Source organism: Streptomyces sp. NBC_01116 (genome assembly GCF_041435495.1).
In the GTDB taxonomy this organism is placed as follows: Bacteria; Actinomycetota; Actinomycetes; order Streptomycetales; family Streptomycetaceae; genus Streptomyces.
Genome location: NZ_CP108644.1, coordinates 5,119,482 through 5,138,099 on the forward strand (window position 1 = coordinate 5,119,482; position 18,618 = coordinate 5,138,099).

An 18,618-nucleotide genomic window follows, 5' to 3' on the forward strand; every position below is an offset into this window, starting at 1 on the left:
GAAGCGAGAGATCGAGAAGCGGGGGAGCAGGCAGCGCGGGAGTGGGGAAAGTCGGGAGCGGGGCGAGTGGCTCCGCGTTCGGGTCAGCCGCGCCAGGGCAGCTCGGCGGTGACCGTCGTCGGGCCACCGGCCGGGGAGTCGACCACAAGGACCCCGTCCACCGCGTCCAGCCGTTCCGTCAGCCCCGCGAGGCCGCCGCCCGAGGCCGGTGACGCCCCGCCCCGGCCGTTGTCGGTGACCTGGAGCATCAGCCGGTCGGCCGCCCGCCACACGTCGACCGTGGCCCGGGTCGCCCGGGCGTGCTTGCTGATGTTCTGGAGGAGCTCCGAGACGGTGAAGTACGCGATGCCCTCGATCGCCTGCGCGGGCCGCGCGTCCAGGTCCACCTCGACCGTCACGGGCACGGTGCAGCGGGAGGCTATCGCGGAGAGCGCGGCGTCCAGGCCCCGGTCGGTGAGGACGGCGGGGTGGATCCCGCGGGCCAGGTCGCGCAGCTCCTGGAGGGCCACCTTCACCTCGCCGTGGGCTTCGTCGACCATGCGGGCGGCGGCCTCGGGGTCGTCGGTGAGCTTCTCCTTCGCCAGGCCCAGATCCATGGCGAGGGCGACCAGGCGGGCCTGTGCCCCGTCGTGCAGGTCGCGCTCGATCCTCCGCAGGTCGGCGGCGGCGGTGTCCACGACCACGCCCCGGTCCGACTCCAGCTCCGACACCCGGGTGGCCAGCCGGGACGGACCCAGCAGACCGGTGACCATCAGCCGGTCCACGGAGAGCAGACCCCGCACGATCCACGGCGCGGCCAGCACCAGCGCCAGGCCGATCGCCCCCGTCACCGCCAGCTCGCCCGGCGAGTCCAGATACTCCTGGTGGGTGCGGTCCCCGTACAGCTGGAGGCCGCCCTGCCCGCCGAAGACCGGGAAGAGCCAGAACCACAGCGGATACGTCAGCGCCGCCAGGCCGTACGTCCAGAACGTGATCGCGACGACGAACGTGAACGTGGCCCACGGGAAGTGGAGCAGCGTGTACACCAGGTGCCGCCAGGACACCCCGCTCTTGAGGACCGCGCCCATCCAGGACAACGGGCCGCCGGTCTTCCCCCGCACCCGCTCCGGATCCGCGACCTCCACCCGCAGCAGCCCGCGTGCCCGGTGCCGCTCCAGCGCACCGAAGCCCCGGCAGACGGCGAGACCGGCGGCGAGAACCGGTATCCCGATGAAGGTGACCAGCAGGCCCGCGCTCAGCGACGTCATGGTGACCGCGAAGACGAACGCCGCCGTGGCGAGCGGAAAGCTCAGCAGCGCGTAGAGCAGCTCGCGCCAGGTGCGGGCCTCCAGGGGCGCACGCAGCGGCGCGGGGAGAAAGTGCTTCGCCGGGGTCTTCGCCGGGGTGTTCGCCGGGGTGTTCGCCCCGAAGCCGGGGCCGGAACCCTGATGCTCCCGGTCCCGCGTGTCCGGTCCGTATGCCGTGGCCATGAGTCCCGTCCGTTCCGTCTCTGTCTGAAGTCTCTCAGGGGGCTGTGCGTGGGGCACTGGGCTGTGCGTGGGGCCTGCGCCGTGATGGCGTCGGCGGCGGCCCGTCACCTCGGACCGTTCTCCCTCAAGGGTGCTGGCCGGCGGCCTTCCGCACCATGAGGTCCCTCTCCGTATCCACCCGGGGGTTTTCCCCACCCCCGGCCGCCCGGGGGTGGGGAAAACCCCCGGCCGGGCGGTCAGGCGGCCGGCCGGGCTGCGGTCCGGTCGCGCCAGGGCAGCTCGGCGGTGACGGTCGTCGGCCCGCCCTCCGGCGAGTCCAGGACGAGCACCCCGTCGACCGCGTCGAGCCGCTCGGCGAGCCCCGCGAGACCCGTACCGCCGTCCATCCGGGCCCCGCCCCCGCCGTCGTCCGTGACCTGGAGCATCAGCCGGTCCCCCGAACGCCACACGTCGACGGAGGCCGACCGTGCCCCGCTGTGCTTGCTGACGTTCTGGAGGAGCTCCGAGACGGTGAAGTACGCGATGCCCTCGATCGCCTCCGCCGGACGACCCCGCAGCCCCACCGACACCTTGACCGGAACCGTGCAGCGGGAGGCGATGGCGGAGAGCGCGGCGTCCAGGCCCCGGTCGGTGAGGACGGCGGGGTGGATCCCGCGGGCCAGGTCGCGCAGCTCCTGGAGGGCCACCTTGATCTCGCCGTGGGCCTCGTCGACCATGCGGGCGGCGGCCTCGGGGTCGTCGGTGAGCTTCTCCTTCGCCAGACCGAGCCCCATGGCGAGGGCGACCAGGCGGGCCTGTGCCCCGTCGTGCAGGTCGCGCTCGATCCGGCGCAGGTCGGCGGCGGCGGTGTCCACGACCACGCCCCGGTCCGACTCCAGCTCGGCGATGCGCCGCTCCAACTCGTCCGAGGGCGCCAACAGCCCCCGCGCCATCGCCCGGTCCACCGTCGTCAGCCCCCGCGTGATGAACGGCAGCACCGGCCACAGGACGAACAGGCTCACCAGCGTCACCGCGAACGTCAGCACTCCCCACGGCAGTCGGACGAACCCGTACAGCAACGCCCGCCAGCCCACCGGGTCCTTGAGCCCCGCCCACAGCCGGACGAAGAACCCCTGCCCCCGGTGGCCGCGCGCCGGCGGACTCGGCTCCTCGACCCGCACACCGAGCATCCGCCGCGCCCGCCACCGCTCCAGCCGGCCCAGCAGCCGGGAGCCCTGGAGCCCGCCGACCAGCAGCGGCAGCCCGATCACGGTGACGGAGAGCCCGGCGCCGACGGCGATCACGACCACCGTGTAGACGAACCCGACGACGGCCAACGGCAGATTGGCGAGCAGATACCCGACCTCCCGCCAGGTCCACCGGTCGAGGGCGAAGCGGGCGGGCGGCGGCAGGTCGGGATCCGGCACGGAAGGGCTCATGGTCATACCCCCAGCCTGCCGGGCCGCACGCGCGCCCACCATGGGGCTCATGGGTGGGGTGAAGTAGGGATAACCCCACCTGATGCCCGACGCGGCTGCTTACGCTCCGTTTACCAGGCCCTAGACTCCCGTGCGTACAGAAGCAGGTGCGCGGGACAGATGCGGACGATGAGGGAGCGAGGGGCGGACGTGGCCGACGTTACGGACGTGACCGGCGTGGCGGACGCCGTGGGCATGACCGGCGCGCCCGGCGCATCCGGTGTGCCCGGTGTGCCCGGTGCGCCCGGAGGGTCAGGCGTTCCGGTGGACGGGGCCACCGCACTCGCCTCGGAGTACTTCCAGAACTATTCGGTCATCGGCCTGCTCGCCCTGGTCGGCGTCCTGTTCGTCGCCGTGGCCTTCGGGGCGGGACGCCTGCTGCGCCCCGTCGTCCCCACCCCGGAGAAGCTCCTCACCTACGAATGCGGCGTCGACCCGGTCGGCGAGGGCTGGGCGCACACCCAGGTCCGCTACTACGTCTACGCGTTCCTGTACGTGATCTTCGCCGTCGACTCCATCTTCCTGTTCCCGTGGGCCACGGTGTTCGCGGCGCCCGGATACGGCGCGACGACCCTGATCGAAATGTTCATCTTCCTCGGCTTCCTGGCCGTGGGACTGCTCTACGCATGGAAGAAGGGCGTCCTCGCATGGGCCTGACGAGCCGGCCGACCCCCGCATCGCAGCAGCCCGCGCCCCCGCCGCCACCGTCCGACCCGGTCCTCCTTCCCGAGCCCAAGCGGCTCGGAGTGCTCTCCCGGCTCGCACCGGAGCCCATGAAGGTCGTCCTCAACTGGGGCCGTCGCTACAGCCTCTGGGTCTTCAACTTCGGACTCGCCTGCTGCGCCATCGAATTCATCGCCGCGTCCATGGCGCGCCACGACTTCATCCGGCTCGGCGTGATCCCCTTCGCCCCCGGCCCCCGTCAGGCCGACCTCATGATCGTGTCCGGCACGGTGACGGACAAGATGGCCCCGGCCGTGAAGCGGCTGTACGAGCAGATGCCCGAACCGAAGTACGTCATCTCCTTCGGCGCCTGCTCCAACTGCGGCGGCCCCTACTGGGACTCGTACTCCGTGACCAAGGGCGTCGACCAGATCATCCCCGTCGATGTGTACGTACCCGGCTGCCCGCCCCGGCCCGAGGCGCTGCTCCAGGGCATTCTCAAGCTCCAGGAGAAGATCGCGCGCGAATCGCTCGCCGAGCGGTACGCCACCGGGGTCGCCGAGGCCAAGGGCGGGGGCCCGTCCACCGAGGCCCTGCGCAGCGGCCTGGTGTCCGCTCCCACGGCACCGGCCGCGGCACCCGCTCCGACGTCGGGCCCGACGGAGGAGCGGCGATGAGCGACGGCGACCGGCACACGGAATCCGCGGCCGAGGCCGCCTACGGTCGGCTGCCGGACGCGGTCACCGACCTGTTCGGCGACGAGGCCACGGCGGAGTCCGCGTACGACCTGCTGACCGTCGACGTCCCCGCCGCCGGCTGGCTCACCGCGCTGCGGACCGCCCGCGACGGACTCGGGTGCACCTACTTCGACTGGCTCAGCGCCGTGGACGAACCGGGCGTCGGCTTCCGGGTCAGTGCCCATGTCGCGGCCGTGGGCACGGGTACGGTGCGGCGGCTGATGGTACGCACGACCGTGCCGCACGACGCGGCGGTCCTGCCCAGCGCCATCGACGTCTACGCGGGCGCGGCCTGGCACGAGCGCGAGACGCACGAGATGTTCGGCGTCTCCTTCGAGGGCCACCCCCATCTCGTACCGCTGCTCCTGCCGGAAGGCTTCGAGGGCCATCCGTTGCGCAAGGACTTCGTCCTGGCCGCGCGCGTCGCCAAGGCCTGGCCCGGGGCCAAGGAACCTGGGGAGCCGGCGGAGGGACACACCGGCCCCAAGCGTCGCGCGATGCTCCCGCCCGGCGTCCCCGACCCGAACGAATGGGGCCCCCTGAAGGGCCAACTCCCCCCGGCCGCCGCCCGCCCGGGCCGCGCCGCCCGACCCGCGGCCGACCGCCCGCCCCGCCGTACCCGCACCGCGGGCGAGGGCTCGGCGGCACAACGCCCCACGGCGAGCGGACCGGACACCGCCTCGGCTGCCGGAACGGGGCCCTCCGCGCCTCAGGACGCGTCCGCGCCCCCGGAGACGCCTACGACGACCACGCAGCCGACTGCCACCACGCCCCCGCAGGAGCCTCCGACGACCACCCGTCCGCGCCGTTCCCGGTCGGCGTCCGAGGGCTCGGCGAGCCAACAGCCGTCCCCGGACGCCCCCGCGGCACCCCCGGCCGCTCCGGCGCGCCGCTCCCGGTCGGCGTCGGGCGGCTCGGCCAGTCAGCGCCCGGGGTCGGACGGGCCCGCGCCCGGGGAGACCTCAGGGCCTCCGCCCCGGGTGCGCAGCACGGACGCCCCGTGGCACGACGCCCAACCGGCTTTCCGTGAACCGGCCTCCGACGAACGGCCCTCCGACGAACGGCCCTCCGGAGACCGGCCCTCCGGAGAACAGGAGAGCCCGGAATCCGGTTCTCCGGACGCGTCTGCTCAGCCGCTCCGGCGGGCCGCCGAGTCCGAAGGCGAGCCCGCACCCACGGACGAACCCACCCCCGCCTCCGACGAAGCCGCTCCCGACGAAGCCGCCCCTGACGAGGCAGCCCCCGCCCCGGACAAGCCCGCCCCGGACAAGCCCGCCCCGGACAAGCCCGCCCCGGGCCACTCCGCCCCAGACCACCCCGCCGGAGGCGATCCCGAGTGAACGACGTGTCCGACGTCGCCCTCCGACTGGCCATCGTCTTCGTCGTGTTCCTGGTCGCCCCCCTCCTCGTGGGCCAGACGGAACACAAGGTGATGGCCCACATGCAGGGCCGCCTGGGCCCCATGTACGCAGGCGGCTTCCACGGCTGGGCCCAGCTCGTCGCGGACGGCGTGAAGTTCGCGCAGAAGGAGGACGTGGTCCCGGCCGCCGCCGACCGCCGCGTCTTCCAGCTCGCCCCCGCCGTCGCCCTCCTCCCGTACCTCCTCGTCCTCGTGGTCATCCCCGTCGGCCCCGGCGCGGTCGGCCAGGCCGTCGACGCGGGCATCTTCTTCGTGCTCGCCGTGATGGGCATCGGCGTCCTCGGCTCGCTCATGGCGGGCTGGGCCTCCGCCAACAAGTTCTCCCTCCTCGGCGGTCTCCGTACCGCCGCGCAGCTCCTCTCCTACGAGCTGCCCATGCTCCTGGCCGCCGCCTCCGTGGCCATGGCGGCCGGGACGGTCTCGCTGACCGGCATCCTCGACGCCTTCGCGTGGTGGTGGCTGCCCTGGCAGATCGTCGGCGCCCTGGTCTTCTTCGTCGCCGGTCTCGCCGAGCTGCAGCGTCCGCCGTTCGACATGCCGGTGGCCGACTCCGAGATCATCTTCGGCGCGTACACCGAGTACACCGGTCTGCGCTTCGCCCTGTTCCTGCTCGCCGAGTACGCCGGCATCGTCGTCCTGTGCGCGCTGACCACCGTCCTGTTCCTCGGCGGCTGGCACGGACCGTTCGGCGCCGACGGGCTCGGCTGGCTCTGGACCGTCCTCAAGACCGCCCTCCTCGCGTTCGTCGTCATCTGGCTGCGCGTCAGCTATCCGCGCCTGCGTGAGGACCAGTTGCAGAGGCTCGCCTGGACCACCCTCGTCCCGCTCGCCCTCGCGCAGATCGCGCTCACCGGCATCGTGAAGGTGGCGATCAACTGATGTCCCCGATCCCCGGATCCGGCCTGGCCAAGGGCCTTGCCGTCACCCTGCGCACGATGACGAGGAAGACCGTCACCGCGCAGTACCCGGACACCCAGCCCGAACTCCCGCCCCGCTCCCGCGGTGTCATCGGGCTGTTCGAGGAGAACTGCACGGTCTGCATGCTCTGCGCCCGTGAGTGCCCCGACTGGTGCATCTACATCGACTCCCACAAGGAGACGTCGCCGCCCGCCGCCCCCGGCGGCCGTGAGCGCAGCCGGAACGTCCTCGACCGCTTCGCCATCGACTTCTCCCTCTGCATGTACTGCGGTATCTGCATCGAGGTGTGCCCCTTCGACGCGCTGTTCTGGTCACCCGAGTTCGAGTACGCGGAAACGGACATCCACGAACTCACCCACGAGCGCGACAAGCTCCGCGAGTGGATGTGGACCGTGCCGGAGCCGCCCGCCCTCGACCCCGGTGCCGAGGAGCCGAAGGAGGTCGCCGCCGCCCGCAAGGCGGCGGACAAGCTCGCCGCCCAACGCGCCCAGGAGCAGCAGGAGCAGCGGAACCAGCAGGAACAGGCAGAAGAGAAGGGAGGGACCCCGTGATGCTGCTCAACGCCACCGCCACCGTGGGCGCCACCGCCACCGCTGCCGCAGGCGACCATCCCGGCTTCCTCTCCCCGTCCGGCGTCGAGATCGCGTTCCTCCTCGTCGGCCTCGCCACCCTCGGCGCCGCCGTCATCACCGTCACGACCAAGCAACTGGTGCACGCCGCGCTCTGGCTCGTCGTGGCGCTCGGCGGACTGGCCGTCGAGTACCTCCTGCTCACCGCGGAGTTCATCGCCTGGGTGCAGGTACTGATCTACGTCGGTTCCGTCGTCGTCCTCCTCCTCTTCGGCCTGATGCTCACCCGGGCCCCCATCGGCCGCTCCCCGGACGCCGATTCGGGCAACCGGTGGGTCGCCCTCGGGGTGGCCGCCACCGCGGCGGCGGCCCTCGTCTGGGTCGTGGTCGACGCCTTCCGCACCACCTGGATCGACCTCGACGGGCCGGCCCAGGGCTCCACCGAGGTCACCGGCGCCTTCCTGTTCCGGAACTGGGTGCTGCCCTTCGAGGCGCTCTCCGTCCTGCTTCTCGCCGCCCTCGTAGGCGCGATCGTCCTGTCCCGCAAGCGCGACACGGACACCACGGTCCGCCCCGCCACCAACGGCACGGCCAAGGCCCGCACGGTGAAGCCGGGAACACCCGGTACACCCGCCTCGCCCGCCACACCCGGACGGGAGGAGCGGAGCTGATGCATCTCGCCTATCCCGCCGTGCTCGCCGCCCTCCTCTTCTGCGTCGGCCTCTACGGCGTCCTCGCCCGCCGCAACGCGATCCTGGTCCTGATGTCCGTCGAGCTGATGCTCAACGCCGTCAACCTCAACCTCGTCGCCTTCGACGTCTGGCTCCGCGACGCCCTCCACTCCGGCCAGGCACTCACGCTCTTCACCATCGCCATCGCCGCCGCCGAGATCGGCATCGGTCTCGCGATCGTCCTGGCCGTCTACCGCAACCGGGGCACCTCCGACATCGACCGGCTCCGAGACACCGCCGAGACCGACGACGCCGAGACGCTCCCCGACACCGCAGAGACCGCCGGTACCGACAGCGCCGACGCAGGCGCCGACGGCACCGAGCCGACCTCCGGCCGGGCGGACGGGACGACAGGGAAGACGAAGAAGGCAGAGGCCACCACGTGACCACCACGACCCTCGCCGCCCTCGTCCCCCTCCTGCCGTTCCTCGGGGCCATCGCCGGGCTCGCCGTCGGCCGCACCGCCCCCGGTTTCGTCCGTCCGCTGGCGATCCTCCCGACCCTCACCGCGGCCGTTCTCGCCGTGGTCGTCGCCGTCCGCCAGGGCGGCGGCCCGGCCATCGACGCCGCGACCCGGCTCACGCCCACCGGCTCGGTCCCGATCGACCTGGCGCTGCACCTCGACGGCTTCGCCGTTCTGGTCGCCGTCCTCGTCACCGTCGTCGCCACCTGCGTACAGCTCTACTCCACGGCCTACCTCCGCGACGACGCCCGCTACCCCTCCTACGCGGCCCTCGTCTCCCTCTTCACCTCCGCGATGCTGCTGGTCGTCTACTCGGGCGACCTGATGGTGCTCCTGGTCGGCTGGGAGATCATGGGCATCTGCTCGTACTTCCTCGTCGGCCACTACTGGGAGACGCCCGAGGCCCGGGCCGCCTCCCTCAAGGCCTTCCTGGTCACCAAGCTCGGCGACGTCCCCTTCCTGATCGGTCTGTTCGCGCTCGCCGCCGACACCGGCAGCTTCCGGATCACCAAGATCCTCGCCGCCGTCGGCAACGGCGGACTCGACCACCCCACGGTCATCGCCCTGCTGCTCCTCGCGGGCGTCGCGGGCAAGTCGGCCCAATTCCCCCTGCACACCTGGCTGCCCGACGCGATGGCCGGCCCCACCCCCGTCTCCGCGCTCATCCACGCCGCGACGATGGTCGCCGCCGGCATCTACTTCGTGGCCCGTCTGCTGCCCGTCTTCGCGGCCTCCGGCGCGGCGCTCGTCGTCCTCGCCGTGATGGCCGCCGTCACGATGATCGGGTCCGGACTCGCCGCCCTCGCCCAGGACGACATCAAACGCGTCCTCGCCTACTCGACCATCGGCCAGCTCGGCTACATGTCGGGCGCCCTGGCCGTCGGCGACCGGGGCGCGGCGGTCTTCCACCTGATCTCGCACGGTGCGTTCAAAGCGGTCCTCTTCCTCGCCGCGGGCGTCGTCATCCACGCGGCGGGCACCAACTCGCTCGCCGCCATGTCCCGGATGGGAGGCCTCGCCCGCCGTATCCCGGACGCCTTCTGGACGATGACCGTCGCGCTCCTCGCGCTGGCCGCCATCCCGCCGTTCGCCGGCTTCTTCTCCAAGGAAGCCGTCCTCGTCGCCGCCGAGCACACCGCCCTCGGGGACCGGAGCGTCGCCCCGGCCGCCGCGGGCTGGACGATCCTGGTCGCCGGGCTCCTCGCCGCCGTCCTGACCGCCGCCTACGCCGCACGCCTCTGGCTCCTCGCCTTCCGCGGGCGCGGCGCGGAAGTCCCCGACCACGGCAAGCAGCCCGCCGCCATGACCTCCGTCCTGTGGATCCTGGCCGTCCCCACCATCGGCTTCGGCGTCACCGTCGGCATGATCGGGGACTGGTTCGACGGGCACGACCTCACGCCGTCCCTCACCACCGCCGTCCTCTCCACCGGCGTCACGCTCGTCGGCGGCCTCGTCACCTACGGCGCGTGGCGCCACACCACCGCCCTCGCCGCCCGCACCCCCATCGGCGCCGTCACCGCCCACCCCGGTGTCGAACCCGCCCTCGTCGAAGCCGAGGCCATGACGTCCCACACCGCCGTCTACGGCACCATCGCGGGCGCTCCCGACCCGGCCGACCCCGGCAGGCTGCTCCTCGGGCGGCTGCACCGCCACGCGGTCACCGGCTTCCACCTCGACGCCCTGTACACGATGCTGTTCGTCCGGCCCGTCCAGGGAGCAGCCCGGCTCGTCCGCTTCCTGGACCGCGAGGTCGTCGACACCTACGTCAACGGATCGGGCGCCGTCACGCGCCTCCTCGGCACCGCCGTCCGCCGGGCCCAGACCGGCAACGTGCAGACCTACGTCAGCGCCCTGCTCGCCGGGTCCCTCGTCCTGGCGATCGCCGCCGTCGTCTTCGCCAACGTCAACGCGGGGTCGTGACCGTGATCGATATCAGTGCGTCCGTGATGCAGTTCCTTCTGGCGTTCGTCGTCGTCGCCCCGCTCCTCGGCGCCGTCGCGGCCCTGCTCCCCGCCCCGCCCGGACTCAAGGGGAAGAACCCCGACCAGGCCGTGCTCCGCCACGGTGTGACCGTCACCGGCGCCGTCCTCGTCGCCACGATCGTCCTGGCCGTCGGCTTCGACCACGACCACCCCGCCACGATGCAGGCGACCACCGACATCAGCTGGATCCCGGCGCTCGACGTCCGCATCCACCTCGGCATCGACGGCATCTCGCTCCCCCTCCTGCTCCTGACCGCGCTGCTGACCTTCCTCTGCGCGCTGTACAGCTACTTCAAGCTGCCCGCGGGCCCCTCACCGAAGGCCTTCGTCGCCCTCGTCCTCGTCCTGGAGTCCGGCACCCTCGCCACCTTCGCCGTCCTCGACCTGCTGCTCTTCTTCCTCGCCTTCGAGATGGTCCTCATCCCGATGTACTTCCTCATCGCCCGCTGGGGCGCCGGCCAGCGGCAGGCGGCCGCCTGGAAGTTCATCCTCTACACGCTGCTCGGCTCGGTCGTCATGCTGCTGGGCATCCTCCTCATCGGGCTGAAGAGCGGCACCTTCGACATGGTGGCACTCGCCACTGACAACGGCCGGGGCCTCACCACATCCGTGCAGGTCATCGCCGTACTCGCGATCGGTCTCGGCCTCGCCGTGAAGACCCCGATGTGGCCCCTGCACAGCTGGCTCCCCGACGCCCACACCGCCGCACCCACCGTCGGGTCCGTGCTCCTCGCGGGCGTCCTGCTGAAGATGGGAACGTACGGATTCGTCCGGATTTTGCTCCCCATCGCCCCCGACGGCATGCGGACCTTCGCGCCCTACCTCGCGGCGTTCGCCGTCGTCGGCATCGTCTACGGCTCCCTCGCCTGCCTGGCCCTGGCCCGTACCGGCGCCAGGGGCGATCTCAAGCGCCTCATCGCCTACTCCTCCGTCGGACACATGGGCTTCGTCCTGCTCGGCATCGCCACCATGACCCCCACCGGAGTCAACGGCGCGCTCTTCGCCAACATCGCCCACGGCCTCATCACCGGCCTGCTGTTCTTCCTGGTCGGCGCCATCAAGGACCGCTACGGCACCGCCGACCTCGACACCCTCGCCGGAGCGACCGGGGCCGCCCTCTACGGCCGGGCGCCCCGCCTCGGCGCCCTGCTCGCCTTCGCCGCCATCGCCTCGCTCGGCCTCCCCGGGCTCGCCGGATTCTGGGGCGAGATGCTCACCCTGTTCGGCGCGTACAGCCCCGCCGAAGGACTCAGCCGCCCCGCGTTCCGCACCTTCATGGCCATCGGGGCGTTCGGCACCCTGCTCACCGCCGCGTACATGCTCATCGTCGTCCGCCGCGTCTGCATGGGCGAACACCCGCCGCAGGCCCGGCTGTCGCCCGACGACCGGGCCGAACAGGCGGCGGACGGCCCGAAAGCGGCGGACGGCGGCCCCCAGCCGTCCGGAGCCGCCGGAGCGTGGCCCGTCACCTCCACCACCCCGCAGCTCGCCGACATCCAGACGTACGAAGCCGCCGCCTGGACCCCGCTCGCCGCGCTCACCGTCCTCGCCGGTCTCTGGCCCGCGGTCCTCCTCGGCCTCACCGACCCGGCCGTGCAGAAGCTCCTCGCAGGAGGCAAGTCGTGACCGCGGACCTCAGTACATCCCCGGGCCCGACCGCCCCCGGCACCGGCGAAGCCGCCGGAAGCCTCGCCGCGGCCGACGCCCCCAGCCTCGTCCAGTCCATCGACTGGCTCGCCATCGCGCCCCCCACCCTCACCGCGCTGGCCGCCCTGATCGTCCTGGTCGCCGACCTGTTCCTGCCCGCGCACCGCAAGCGGCTCCTCGGCTACGGAGCCCTCACGGCCCTCGCCGCCGCCCTGGCGCTCCTGATCCCCCTGCGCGCCGGGGACCGGGCCACCTTCTGCGTCACCACCGGCGCCCAGGCGTGCAGCTACACCGCCGACCACTTCACCCTCGTCATCCAGGCCCTCGTCCTCGGCGGCGCCTTCCTCACCGTCCTGCTCTCGCTCGACGACACCCGCAGACTGCCGGCGGGGGAGTACTGGTTCCTGCTCCTGGCCTCCGCCTCCGGCGCCGCACTGCTGCCCGCCGCCCGCGACCTCGCCACGCTCGTCGTCGCCCTCGAAGTCGCCTCGCTGCCCGCGTTCGCCCTCGTCGGCATCGTCCGCGGCGACCGGCGCTCCTCCGAGGCCGCCTGGAAGTTCTTCCTCTCCTCCGTCGTCGCCACCGCCGTCATGCTGCTCGGCGTCAGCTTCGTGTACGCGACCACCGGCACCCTGCACCTCACCGAGATCGCCGTCCGCCTCGACGACGTGCCCCCGGTGCTCGACACCCTCGCCAAGACCGGTGTCGCCCTCACCCTCGTCGGCTTCGCCTTCAAGACGGCCGCCGCGCCGTTCCACTTCTGGGTCCCCGACACCTACGTCGGCGCGCCCCTCCCCATCGCCGCCTACCTCTCCGTCGTGGGGAAAGCCGTCGGATTCTCGGGGCTCATTCTGGTCACCGTCATCGCGTTCCCCTCCTACGCCGACGTCTGGGGGCCCGCACTCGCCGTCCTCGCCGCGCTCACCATGACCGTCGGCAACGTCGCGGCCCTCCGCCAGAACGCCGACCGCGCCCGCAGCGCCGTCCGCCTCCTCGCCTGGTCCTCGGTCGCCCAGGCCGGCTACCTCCTGGTCCCGATCGCCGCCGCCGCGTACTCCAGCGACGACCAGATCGGCTCCACCGTGGCGTACGCCCTCATGTACGCCGTCGTGAACCTGGGCGCGTTCGCGGTCGCCGCCGTCGTCGCCCGTACCCACCCCGGCAACCGGCTCTCCGACTACCGGGGCCTGTACGCCACCCGCCCGCTCGCCGCCCTGGCCCTCGGCTTCTTCCTGCTCTGCCTGGCCGGACTGCCGCCCGGCATCATCGGGCTCTTCGCGAAGGTCACCGTCTTCTCCGCGGCCGTCGACGCGGGCCTCGGCTGGCTCGCCGTCGTCATGGCCGTCAACGTGGTGATCGCTCTCTACTACTACCTTCAGTGGACCGCGATCCTCTTCAGGGCACCCGACGGCACCCCGGGAACCACCGGGGCCACCACCGGAACCACGACCTCCGCTCCACCGCGCCGATTCCGGACCCCCACCCCGCTCACCACGGCGATCGCCCTCACCGCCACCGCCGGAATCCTGCTCTCCGGGCTCCCGCAGACCGTCCTGCGCGTCGCCTCCGTCAGCCTTTTCTGAGGTCTCCCCGCCCCGGAAGACCGGTTTGCCCACGGCCCCCGCCACAGGGCATGGTCTTGGCTGCATACGTCACGTAACCGGCGTGGACGTGCCGGGAGCAAGAGGAAAGAGAGAGCAGTGCTGAACGGGTTCAAGGACTTCATCCTGCGCGGGAACGTCATCTCGATGGCGATCGGCCTCGCGGTCGGGGCGGCCTTCACCGCCGTCGTCACGGGCTTCAGCAATGCCTTCATCACGCCGCTGATCGGCCTCGCCACGCGGGGCACCGGAGACTTCAGCAAGGCCACCTACGAAGTCGACGGCGTCGTGTTCCCGTACGGCCTCTTCATCGCCGCCGCGATCGCCTTCCTGATCACCGCGGCGGTGCTGTACTTCTGCGTCGTCGTCCCCATGGCCAAGGTGCAGAACCGCTTCGCCAAGGAAGAGGAGGAGCAGGCCGTCGACATCAAGGCAGCCCTCCGCGACTGCCCGCGCTGCTTCAGCGAGATCCCCGCCGTCGCCTCCCGCTGCGGCCACTGCACCAGCGAGGTCGAGCCCGACCCCGAGGCGCTCTCCCTCGCCAAGCTCCCCGCACAGCAGCACTGACCGCACGGCGGCACCGGCCGCCGTACGTCGGTACCGACCGCCGCAGAGCGGCAGCGACCGCACAGCGACGCGTGCGCACAGCGACGCATGCCCACCCGTAGGACCGTCGCACCACGAGCAGCCCCGCCACCCGTACGGCTCAGCGCCACTCCGTACGGGGCCGGGCGCCCGACCGGCGCGAACACGCGGCACAGCCCCCGCCCTCCGGCCGCACGCACAAGGGAACTAGCTCCTCTCGCCTGGCGTTGACCAGTACAGGAGGCTCCACTGGGGAGTGGAGCACCACCATGCAAAGGGTTCCCCTGCTGCACCACTTGGAGGGCGTACCGTGCACCGCCGGCACAACGGGCTGAAGACCGCCGTACTCCTCGGGGGACTGTCCGCACTCATCATCGTCATCGGCAGCTTCTTCGGACGTACAGGCCTCGTCGTCGCGCTCCTGGTAGCCGTCGGCACCAACGCCTACGCCTACTGGAACAGCGACAAGCTCGCCCTGCGGGCCATGCGCGCCCGACCCGTCAGCGAGTTCGAGGCGCCGCAGCTCTACCGCATCGTCCGCGAGCTCTCCACGGCGGCCCGCCAGCCCATGCCGCGCCTCTACATCTCCCCGACGCAGGCGCCCAACGCGTTCGCCACCGGCCGCAACCCGCGCAACGCCGCCGTCTGCTGCACCGAAGGCATCCTCCAGATCCTCGACGAACGCGAGCTGCGGGGCGTCCTCGGCCACGAGCTGAGCCATGTCTACAACCGGGACATCCTCATCTCGTCCGTCGCCGGAGCCCTCGCCTCCGTCGTGATGTTCCTGGTCAACTTCGCCTGGCTCATCCCGGTGGGCCGCTCCAACGACGACGAGGGGCCCGGGCTCCTCGGCATGCTCCTGATCATGATCCTGGGGCCGCTCGCCGCCTCCGTCATCCAGCTCGCCGTCAGCCGCTCCCGGGAGTACGAGGCCGACGCCTCCGGGGCCCAGCTCACCGGCGACCCGCTGGCCCTCGCCAGCGCCCTGCGCAAGCTCGACGCAGGAACGAAACAGCTCCCGCTGCCGCCCGAGCCCAGGATCGAGACCGCGAGCCACATGATGATCGCGAACCCGTTCCGCCCCGGCCAGGGAATGGCGAAGATGTTCTCCACCCACCCGCCCATGGCGGAGCGGATCGCCCGACTAGAACAGATGGCAGGTCATCGCCCGTGAAAACCGTCCTGAACGTCATTTGGCTGGTCCTCTGCGGATTCTGGATGTTCCTCGGCTACCTGCTCGCGGGACTCCTGCTCTGCATCACCATCATCGGCATCCCCTTCGGGCTCGCCGCCTTCAGGATCGGCGTCTACGCCCTCTGGCCGTTCGGCTACACCGTCGTCGACCGCCGGGACGCGGGCTCGCCCTCCTGCGTGGGGAACGTCCTCTGGCTGGTCCTCGCCGGATGGTGGCTCGCCCTCGGCCACATCACCACCGGCATCGCGCTGTGCATCACGATCATCGGCATCCCCCTGGGCATCGCCAACTTCAAGCTGATCCCCGTCTCCCTCATGCCCTTCGGCAAGGAGATCGTCCGCACGGACCAGCCCTTCGCCGCCCGGTAGTCCGCCGCGCCGCCCACCGGACCCGGGGTGTCCGTCCCGACCCCGACGGACACGCCCCGGGCAACCGAACGCAGGCCCCCGACGTCTTGGGTTTCAGGACGAAGCAAGGGGTAGGTGCAGCCACATGGGCATCATCAGTTGGATCATTCTCGGGCTGCTCGCCGGAGTCATAGCGAAAATCCTCCTCCCGGGACGCGACCCGGGCGGCATCATCGGCACCACGCTCATCGGCGTCGCCGGGGCCTTCGTCGGAGGCTGGCTCTCCAGCAAGTTCCTCGACCGCCCCATCAGCAACGACTTCTACGACACCGCGACCTGGATCGCCGCCATCGCCGGTTCACTGGTCCTGCTCATCGCCTACCGGCTGCTGTTCGGCAACTCCCGCGAACGCCGCTGACCCGGGGACGGACACCGGGGCCTGTGAACGCCCGTCGCACAACGCCCTACCGCGCGTCCCCTGACGCCATCCCGGTCTCCCGCAGCGTCAGGTTCAACCGGCCGGCCCGCAGCCCCGCGGCCGGGTCGGCCGGTCCCGCGTACACCTTCGGCACCCCGTGGAACGCGAAACGCGACGGCCCGCCGAAGACGAACAGATCCCCCGACGCCAACTCCACATCCGTGTAGGGCCGCCCGCGTCCCTCCGTGTTCCCGAAGCGGAACACGCACGTCGCCCCGATGCTCAACGACACCACAGGAGCGCTCGACCGCTCCTCCTTGTCCTGATGCATGCCCATCCGCGCGGTGTCGTCGTAGAAGTTGATCAGCGCGGTATCCGGTGCGAACGCCTCCGCCGCACCCTCGTCCCCGTACGCCTCGGCCACCGCCGCCCGCCCCAGGTCGCCCAGCCAGTCCGGGAACGCGGCCACCCGGGCGCCGTTCACGTCGTCAGCCGTACGGACGTAGCGGTACGGCTGCCAGTGCCATCCCAGGCACACCGTCCGCACCGACATCACCCCACCGCCCGGCAGCACCGTGTGCCGCAACGGGACCGGCCCCCGCGCCCACTGCCGGCACGCCGCCACCAACTCCGCCCGCCGCTCCACCGGCAGCCACTCCGGGACATGGACGGCCCCCGGCGCGACCACTCTCCGCTCCCGCCGGAACAGGCCGTCCGAGGACGGCGGAAGCCCTGGCACCACGGCTCAGCCCGCCCCGCCCTCGATCCCCAGCAGCAGCTTCTTCCGCTCCAGACCGCCCGCGTACCCGCGCAACGCCCCGTCCGCCCCGATCACCCGGTGGCACGGCCGCACGACCAGCAACGGATTGCGCCCGATCGCGGTGCCCACCGCCCGCACTCCCGCCCCCGAGGACCCGACCCGCGCCGCGACCTCCCCGTACGACACCGTGCTCCCGTACGGGATCGACTCCAGCGCGGCCCAGACCCGCCGCTGGAACTCCGTGCCCGCGCCCTCCGCCAACGGCACGTCGAACCGTGTCGACCGCCCCGCGAAGTACGCCTCCAACTGCCGGCCGACCTCCGCGAACGCCTCGGGGGCGTGCCGCCAGCCGTCCTGGACGGCCGCGCCGCCCTTCTGGCCGGGCATCGACAACGAACGCAGCCGGACCCCGGCCGCCCCGCCCGCACCGGCCGCGTGCGGCCCGTCCGCCACCGTCTCGCCGACCAGCAGCAGCTCACCCAACGGGCTCTCCACCCGCGCGTACACCGTCGTCGTCATGCCTTCTCACTTCCCCGGTCGGTACCGCCAGTCTGCGCCCGCCCGCCGCACCCTCGCTGGCGGTATTCGGACACCGCACCCGCCCCCCGGGGCCGCCCGGCACACGAAGAGGCACGCCGTCGAGGTCGGCCTCGGCGGTGTGCCCCCGTCGCGCTCGGCTCAGTACGTCGTGCTCGGCCCGGCCCGGCCGTCCTGGCCCAGCCCTCCCGGCCCGGTCGGTCGTGCCGGCCCGGCCCGGTTCGGCTCAAGTGATCCGGCAACGCCCGTACGGATCTCAGCGCTTGATCACCGGTAGTTCACGAACTGCACCGCGAAGTCGAAGTCCTGCCCCTTCAGCAGCGCCTGCACGGCCTGCAGGTCGTCCCGGCTCTTCGAGCTGACCCGCAGCTCGTCACCCTGGACCTGCGCCTTGACGCCCTTGGGACCCTCGTCGCGGATGATCTTCGCCACCTTCTTGGCGTTGTCCTGGGAGATGCCTTCCTCGATCGTGGCGAAGATCTTGTACTCCTTGCCGGAGAGCTGCGGCTCACCGGCGTCCAGCGACTTCAGCGAGATGCCGCGCTTGATCAGCTTGGACTGGAAGATGTCGAGGATGGCCTTGACGCGCTCCTCGCCGTTCGCCTCCATCAGGATCTTCTCGCCCGACCACGAGATCGAGGCGCCCGTGCCCTTGAAGTCGTAACGCTGGGAGATCTCCTTGGCGGCCTGGTTGAGGGCGTTGTCGACCTCCTGCCGCTCGACCTTCGAGACGATGTCGAAACTGGAGTCGGCCATGACGTGTGGCTCCTTGCGTCGAATGCTGGGGGATACAGCGCAAGCCTAGCCACCGCCGCACCCTCCGGCGGCTGATCAATGAGGTGGCGGAGCACCCCTGGCCATCAGGTATTGTTTACGTCGTCGCCAAGGAGCTCACCACGAGATCCAACGCGTCGTTCGAGGCGGTGTGCCCGAGTGGCCAAAGGGAGCAGACTGTAAATCTGCCGGCTCAGCCTACCCAGGTTCGAACCCTGGCGCCGCCACAGGACGGGAAACCCCGTCCGATCTGCTTTAACCGCAGGTCGGGCGGGGTTTCTGCATGTGTGCAAGTGTGACAACGGGCATCGTCAATTTTGGCCCGTCTGTCTCACCTTGTCTCGC

The 18,618-nt window shown here is 71.7% G+C and carries 19 protein-coding genes and 1 tRNA gene; 15 read left to right on the forward strand and 5 right to left on the reverse strand.

Annotation, left to right across the window (positions count from 1 at the left end; translation table 11 throughout):
* Positions 1–83: 83 nt before the first annotated feature.
* Both OG245_RS22490 and OG245_RS22495 read right to left on the reverse strand, forming a co-directional pair.
* Positions 84–1,469 carry a sensor histidine kinase gene (locus OG245_RS22490; protein WP_371625286.1) on the reverse strand — a complete coding sequence of 462 codons (1,386 nt, stop codon included), beginning with the start codon at positions 1,467–1,469 and terminating at the stop codon, positions 84–86.
* Positions 1,470–1,705: 236 nt separating this feature from the next.
* On the reverse strand, positions 1,706–2,893 hold the full coding sequence (locus OG245_RS22495) for a sensor histidine kinase (protein WP_371625287.1): 1,188 nt from the start codon (positions 2,891–2,893) through the stop codon (positions 1,706–1,708).
* A gap of 228 nt (positions 2,894–3,121) precedes the next feature.
* Between OG245_RS22495 and OG245_RS22500 the strand changes: the two genes are divergently transcribed.
* From OG245_RS22500 to OG245_RS22565, 14 genes are all read left to right on the forward strand, one after another.
* Positions 3,122–3,583 carry an NADH-quinone oxidoreductase subunit A gene (locus OG245_RS22500; protein WP_371627957.1) on the forward strand — a complete coding sequence of 154 codons (462 nt, stop codon included), beginning with the start codon at positions 3,122–3,124 and terminating at the stop codon, positions 3,581–3,583.
* Positions 3,574–4,266 (forward strand): NADH-quinone oxidoreductase subunit B, encoded by a 693-nt coding sequence (locus OG245_RS22505; protein WP_371625288.1) that lies wholly within the window; start codon positions 3,574–3,576, stop codon positions 4,264–4,266. The genes OG245_RS22500 and OG245_RS22505 overlap by 10 nt, the downstream gene beginning before the upstream one ends.
* The gene (locus tag OG245_RS22510; protein ID WP_371625289.1) at positions 4,263–5,666 is read left to right on the forward strand and encodes an NADH-quinone oxidoreductase subunit C; all 1,404 of its coding nucleotides are present in this window, start codon (positions 4,263–4,265) and stop codon (positions 5,664–5,666) included. The genes OG245_RS22505 and OG245_RS22510 overlap by 4 nt, the downstream gene beginning before the upstream one ends.
* Positions 5,663–6,625 carry an NADH-quinone oxidoreductase subunit H gene (locus tag OG245_RS22515; RefSeq protein WP_371625290.1) on the forward strand — a complete coding sequence of 321 codons (963 nt, stop codon included), beginning with the start codon at positions 5,663–5,665 and terminating at the stop codon, positions 6,623–6,625. The genes OG245_RS22510 and OG245_RS22515 overlap by 4 nt, the downstream gene beginning before the upstream one ends.
* Positions 6,625–7,215 carry an NADH-quinone oxidoreductase subunit I gene (locus OG245_RS22520; RefSeq protein ID WP_371625291.1) on the forward strand — a complete coding sequence of 197 codons (591 nt, stop codon included), beginning with the start codon at positions 6,625–6,627 and terminating at the stop codon, positions 7,213–7,215. Before OG245_RS22515 ends, OG245_RS22520 begins: the two co-directional genes overlap by 1 nt.
* On the forward strand, positions 7,215–7,904 hold the full coding sequence (locus OG245_RS22525; RefSeq protein WP_371627958.1) for an NADH-quinone oxidoreductase subunit J: 690 nt from the start codon (positions 7,215–7,217) through the stop codon (positions 7,902–7,904). The genes OG245_RS22520 and OG245_RS22525 overlap by 1 nt, the downstream gene beginning before the upstream one ends.
* Positions 7,904–8,350, forward strand: coding sequence for an NADH-quinone oxidoreductase subunit NuoK (gene nuoK / locus OG245_RS22530; protein WP_371625292.1), 447 nt, complete (start codon positions 7,904–7,906; stop codon positions 8,348–8,350). The genes OG245_RS22525 and nuoK overlap by 1 nt, the downstream gene beginning before the upstream one ends.
* Positions 8,347–10,347 carry an NADH-quinone oxidoreductase subunit L gene (locus OG245_RS22535; RefSeq protein ID WP_371625293.1) on the forward strand — a complete coding sequence of 667 codons (2,001 nt, stop codon included), beginning with the start codon at positions 8,347–8,349 and terminating at the stop codon, positions 10,345–10,347. The genes nuoK and OG245_RS22535 overlap by 4 nt, the downstream gene beginning before the upstream one ends.
* Before the next feature lie 26 nt (positions 10,348–10,373).
* Complete coding sequence (locus OG245_RS22540; RefSeq protein WP_371627959.1) at positions 10,374–12,035, forward strand: NADH-quinone oxidoreductase subunit M; 1,662 nt, start codon at positions 10,374–10,376, stop codon at positions 12,033–12,035.
* A complete protein-coding gene (locus OG245_RS22545) occupies positions 12,032–13,639 on the forward strand; it encodes an NADH-quinone oxidoreductase subunit N (protein WP_371625294.1) in 1,608 nt (535 codons plus the stop codon). Before OG245_RS22540 ends, OG245_RS22545 begins: the two co-directional genes overlap by 4 nt.
* Before the next feature lie 117 nt (positions 13,640–13,756).
* Positions 13,757–14,224: a large conductance mechanosensitive channel protein MscL gene (mscL, locus tag OG245_RS22550; RefSeq protein WP_371625295.1), complete on the forward strand. Its 468-nt coding sequence runs from the start codon at positions 13,757–13,759 to the stop codon at positions 14,222–14,224.
* Between the two features lie 328 nt (positions 14,225–14,552).
* The gene (htpX, locus tag OG245_RS22555) at positions 14,553–15,416 is read left to right on the forward strand and encodes a zinc metalloprotease HtpX (RefSeq protein ID WP_215111173.1); all 864 of its coding nucleotides are present in this window, start codon (positions 14,553–14,555) and stop codon (positions 15,414–15,416) included.
* On the forward strand, positions 15,413–15,805 hold the full coding sequence (locus tag OG245_RS22560; RefSeq protein ID WP_371625296.1) for a YccF domain-containing protein: 393 nt from the start codon (positions 15,413–15,415) through the stop codon (positions 15,803–15,805). Before htpX ends, OG245_RS22560 begins: the two co-directional genes overlap by 4 nt.
* 124 nt (positions 15,806–15,929) lie before the next feature.
* Positions 15,930–16,202, forward strand: a complete 273-nt coding sequence (locus tag OG245_RS22565) for a GlsB/YeaQ/YmgE family stress response membrane protein (protein WP_215111171.1) — start codon at positions 15,930–15,932, stop codon at positions 16,200–16,202.
* A 46-nt stretch (positions 16,203–16,248) separates the two neighbouring features.
* On the opposite strand, the gene OG245_RS22570 is transcribed toward OG245_RS22565, so the two are convergent.
* From OG245_RS22570 to OG245_RS22580, 3 genes are all read right to left on the reverse strand, one after another.
* Complete coding sequence (locus tag OG245_RS22570; protein WP_371625297.1) at positions 16,249–16,890, reverse strand: alpha-ketoglutarate-dependent dioxygenase AlkB; 642 nt, start codon at positions 16,888–16,890, stop codon at positions 16,249–16,251.
* Positions 16,891–16,947: 57 nt separating this feature from the next.
* Positions 16,948–17,481, reverse strand: a complete 534-nt coding sequence (locus OG245_RS22575) for a methylated-DNA--[protein]-cysteine S-methyltransferase (RefSeq protein WP_371625298.1) — start codon at positions 17,479–17,481, stop codon at positions 16,948–16,950.
* 285 nt (positions 17,482–17,766) lie between these two features.
* Positions 17,767–18,255, reverse strand: a complete 489-nt coding sequence (locus OG245_RS22580; RefSeq protein ID WP_006126857.1) for a YajQ family cyclic di-GMP-binding protein — start codon at positions 18,253–18,255, stop codon at positions 17,767–17,769.
* 163 nt (positions 18,256–18,418) lie between these two features.
* On the opposite strand from OG245_RS22580, the gene OG245_RS22585 reads away from it, so the two are divergent.
* A tRNA-Tyr gene (locus OG245_RS22585) sits at positions 18,419–18,500 on the forward strand.
* Positions 18,501–18,618 lie beyond the last annotated feature (118 nt).

Bases quoted from the DNA above. Each gene is read 5' to 3' on its own strand.
- OG245_RS22540 (WP_371627959.1), top strand. From the start codon at position 10,374: ATGCAGTTCCTTCTGGCGTTCGTCGTCGTCGCCCCGCTCCTCGGCGCC.
- OG245_RS22495 (WP_371625287.1), bottom strand. From the start codon at position 2,893: ATGACCATGAGCCCTTCCGTGCCGGATCCCGACCTGCCGCCGCCCGCC.
- OG245_RS22500 (WP_371627957.1), top strand. From the start codon at position 3,122: ATGACCGGCGCGCCCGGCGCATCCGGTGTGCCCGGTGTGCCCGGTGCG.
- OG245_RS22505 (WP_371625288.1), top strand. From the start codon at position 3,574: ATGGGCCTGACGAGCCGGCCGACCCCCGCATCGCAGCAGCCCGCGCCC.
- OG245_RS22575 (WP_371625298.1), bottom strand. From the start codon at position 17,481: ATGACGACGACGGTGTACGCGCGGGTGGAGAGCCCGTTGGGTGAGCTG.
- OG245_RS22565 (WP_215111171.1), top strand. From the start codon at position 15,930: ATGGGCATCATCAGTTGGATCATTCTCGGGCTGCTCGCCGGAGTCATA.
- OG245_RS22525 (WP_371627958.1), top strand. From the start codon at position 7,215: ATGCTGCTCAACGCCACCGCCACCGTGGGCGCCACCGCCACCGCTGCC.
- OG245_RS22510 (WP_371625289.1), top strand. From the start codon at position 4,263: ATGAGCGACGGCGACCGGCACACGGAATCCGCGGCCGAGGCCGCCTAC.
- nuoK (WP_371625292.1), top strand. From the start codon at position 7,904: ATGCATCTCGCCTATCCCGCCGTGCTCGCCGCCCTCCTCTTCTGCGTC.
- OG245_RS22490 (WP_371625286.1), bottom strand. From the start codon at position 1,469: ATGGCCACGGCATACGGACCGGACACGCGGGACCGGGAGCATCAGGGT.
- OG245_RS22580 (WP_006126857.1), bottom strand. From the start codon at position 18,255: ATGGCCGACTCCAGTTTCGACATCGTCTCGAAGGTCGAGCGGCAGGAG.
- OG245_RS22520 (WP_371625291.1), top strand. From the start codon at position 6,625: ATGTCCCCGATCCCCGGATCCGGCCTGGCCAAGGGCCTTGCCGTCACC.